Annotated in this window: 2 protein-coding genes; one reads left to right on the top strand and one right to left on the bottom strand. The window is 71.3% G+C overall.

The annotated features are described in order from the left end of the window. A partial coding sequence (locus AOK15_RS22040) for a SpoIIE family protein phosphatase (RefSeq protein WP_055519551.1) occupies window positions 1-1,661 on the bottom strand: 1,661 nt, incomplete at its 3' end. A 129-nt stretch (window positions 1,662-1,790) separates the two neighbouring features. On the opposite strand from AOK15_RS22040, the gene AOK15_RS22035 reads away from it, so the two are divergent. After that, on the top strand, window positions 1,791-3,215 hold the full coding sequence (locus AOK15_RS22035) for a lipase maturation factor family protein (protein WP_055519549.1): 1,425 nt from the start codon (window positions 1,791-1,793) through the stop codon (window positions 3,213-3,215). The last annotated feature ends 179 nt before the right edge of the window (window positions 3,216-3,394 follow it).

Here is a 3,394-nt window from a genome sequence, read left to right as displayed (position 1 = left end):
AGGAGCAGGGCCACGTCGTCGTCGCCACCGCGTTCCTCCGCCACGTCGATGAGCCGGTCGGCGAGGTCGTCGACGTCGTCGGGGCCGGTGGTGATCAGCGCCTGCAACGTGAGCATGCCGTCGTCGAGGTCGGCGCCGGGCTGTTCGATGAGGCCGTCCGTGCAGAGCAGCAACGTGTCCCCGGGGTCCAGCTCGATCGTGCTCACCGGGTACTCCAGGCCCCCGAACTCGGCCGACAGCCCGAGCGGCAGGCCGCCGTCGACGGTGACCCGGCGGCAGCTTCCGTCGGGCGCCCGGATGAGGGGGTCGATGTGTCCGGCCCGGACGACCTGGACCACTCCGGTGGACAGGTCGGCCTCCGCGTACAGGCACGTGGCGAAGCGGTCGGTGTCGAGTTCGTGGAGGAAGGCGGAGGCGCGGGACATCACGGTGGCCGGGGTGTGGCCCTCGGTGGCGTACGCCTTGAGGACGATGCGCAGCTGACCCATGACGGCGGCGGCATGGGTGTCATGGCCCTGGACGTCGCCGATGACCGCGCCGACGCGGCCGCCGGGCAGGGGGACGAGGTCGTACCAGTCGCCGCCGATGTCCCGGCCGAGGGAACCGCCGAACGACGCGGCACGGTAGCGGACGGCGATGTCGGCGCCGGGCACGCTGGGGATGGACCGGGGCAGCATGGCCTGCTGGAGGCCTTCCGCGAGGTCCTTCTCCCCCTCGTAGAACATGGCCCGCTGGAGGCTCTGGGCGATGCTGCTGCCGAGCGCCACGAGGACGTCGCGCTCCTCGCCTGTGAAGCCTCTGCGGTCGTTGTAGAGCAGCCCCATGGCGCCGATGGGCCGGGCCTGCACGATCAGCGGCAGATAGGCGGCCGAGGTGATCTGGAGGTCGGTGATGTGCGGCCAGAGCAGCGGATACGACTCCGCGAACTCCTCCGGTGACTCGATGAAGTGCGGTGCGAGGCTCCGTACGACCTCGTTCATCGGGTACTTCACGTCGAGGCGGGTGATCCGGGTGCCGGGTACGTAGCTGGCCCGGGGGCCGGCGGCGATCATCCGGATGCGGCCGGCCTCGACGAGGCCCATGACGAGGCTGGTCGCGCCCAGGTGGGTGATGCCGTCGGTGTCCTCCAGCACGTCGATCACGTCCTGGACGGTGCGGGCGTGGGCCAGGGCGGCGGTGATGACCTGGACGACGTCGGTGCGTCTGCGGCGGGCCTCGTCCAGCGTCGCCTGCTCGGTGCGGGCGCCGATCTCCCGCAGTTCGCGGGTGGCGTCGCGGACGATGCCGATCACCCGGTACGGGCGGCCGGTCTCGTCACGGCGGATGTAGCCCTGGGTGTGGGTCCAGCGGGGCGTGCCGTCGCGCAGCCGGATGCGGAAGTAGGCGCCGTAGTTCTCGCTGCCGTCCTTGAGGGCCTGGGACACCAGGGTGTCGAGCTTGCGGCCCTCCACCGGGGGGACCCGGACGGTCAGACTCTCGGGGTGGCCGTCGTACTCGTCGGGGCGCAGGTCGAAGACCTCGTGGGCCGTGGCGTCCATGTGCATCACGCCGGCGTCGAGGTCCCAGTCGAAGCTGCCCATGAGATTGAGCGCCAGGACGGGGTCCGGGTGGGCGAGCCAATCGTCCGGCAGCGGCAGCTCACTCGCTCCCCGATCAACCATGTGGCCACTTTGCCAGGGTTTGCCCGATTATTCGAGTGGGGACGGGCTGTCCTGTTTCAGCCCTCTGGATCCGATCACTAGTGTCGGTACCGCCCCTGTTCCGGCGCGCGACCCAGGAGCGCGACAGCCATGGACTGGTTCACCGCACCCGACTACTGGCTCGGCCGACTGCTCTTCCAGCGCTCCCTCGCCGTGATCTACCTGGTGGCCTTTCTGGGGGCGGCCCTTCAGTTCCGGGCGCTGCTAGGGGAGCGGGGGATGCTGCCGATCCCCCGTTTCGTCGCGCGGATGCCCTGGCGGCGTTCACCGAGCGTGTTCCACCTCCACTACTCGGACCGGTTCTTCGCCGCGTGGGCGTGGGCGGGCTGCGCGGTGTCGGCGGCGCTCGTCGCCGGGGCGGACGCGCTGCTGCCCCTGTGGGGCGGCATGCTGCTGTGGCTGGTGCCATGGGTGATGTACCTGTCGATCGTGAACGTCGGCCAGACCTGGTACTCGTTCGGCTGGGAGTCGCTGCTCCTGGAGGTCGGCTTCCTCGCGGTGTTCCTGGGCAACGACGAGGTGGCGCCGCCGATCGTCGTGCTGTTCCTGCTGCGCTGGGTGCTGTTCCGGGTGGAGTTCGGCGCGGGCCTGATCAAGATGCGCGGCGACGAGTGCTGGCGGAAGCTGACCTGCCTGGACCACCACCACGAGACGCAGCCGATGCCCGGCCCGCTGAGCTGGTTCTTCCACCGCCTGCCGAAGCCGCTCCACCGGGTGGAGGTGGCCGCCAACCACGTCACCCAGCTGGTCGTCCCGTTCCTGCTGTTCACCCCTCAGCCGGTGGCGACGGCTGCCGCCTCGCTCATGGTCCTGACCCAGCTGTGGCTGGTGCTGTCCGGCAACTTCAGCTGGCTGAACTGGATCACCATCGCACTGGCCCTGTCGGCGGTCGACCTCGGCAGCGGCGCGCCCGACGCCCCCGGCGCGCCCCTGTGGTACGAGATCGTCGTCCTGGCCATGACCGCGCTGGTCCTCTGGCTCAGCTACCACCCGGTGCGCAACATGGTCTCCCGCCGCCAGGTGATGAACCGCTCCTTCGACCCGCTGCACCTGGTCAACACCTACGGGGCCTTCGGCAGCGTCAGCCGCGTCCGGTACGAGGTGGTCGTGGAGGGGACGGCGGACGAGGTGCCGCGCGAGGACGCGGGCTGGCTGGAGTACGAGTTCCGGGGCAAGCCGGGTGACCCCCGGCGCTGGCCCCGCCAGTTCGCCCCGTACCACCTGCGGCTGGACTGGCTGATGTGGTTCGCGGCGCTCTCCCCGGCGTACGCGCACCCCTGGTTCGGTGGCCTGGTGGAACGCCTCCTGGAGAACGACCGCGACACCCTGCGGCTGCTGCGCCGGTCCCCGTTCCCCGCCGACGCCCCGCCGCGCTTCGTCCGCGCCCGCCTCTTCCGCTACCGCTACACGACGTGGCGGGAGCTGCGGGCGACGGGCGCCTGCTGGGAGCGGACGTACGTACGGGAGTTCATGCCGCCGACACGGCTGGCCGTGCCGGCGGTCCGGGACCGGTAGCGCCGGTCACGGCCGCGACCGGTAGAGCCCGAACTCGGCGATCCGCGCGGGCTGCCGCCTGCTCGTCACCCTGACCCGCCGGCGCCGCGCCCGTACAGGGGCCGGCAGCGGCAGGATGCGGCTCGCCCGACCGTGCCTGCGGTCGCGACCCGGACCCAGGCGCCGGCCCGCTGCGCCTC

This window comes from Streptomyces ossamyceticus, from assembly GCF_001418475.1.
GTDB lineage: Bacteria > Actinomycetota > Actinomycetes > Streptomycetales > Streptomycetaceae > Streptomyces > Streptomyces ossamyceticus.
This window is presented reverse-complemented; position numbering and strand designations above follow the sequence as displayed.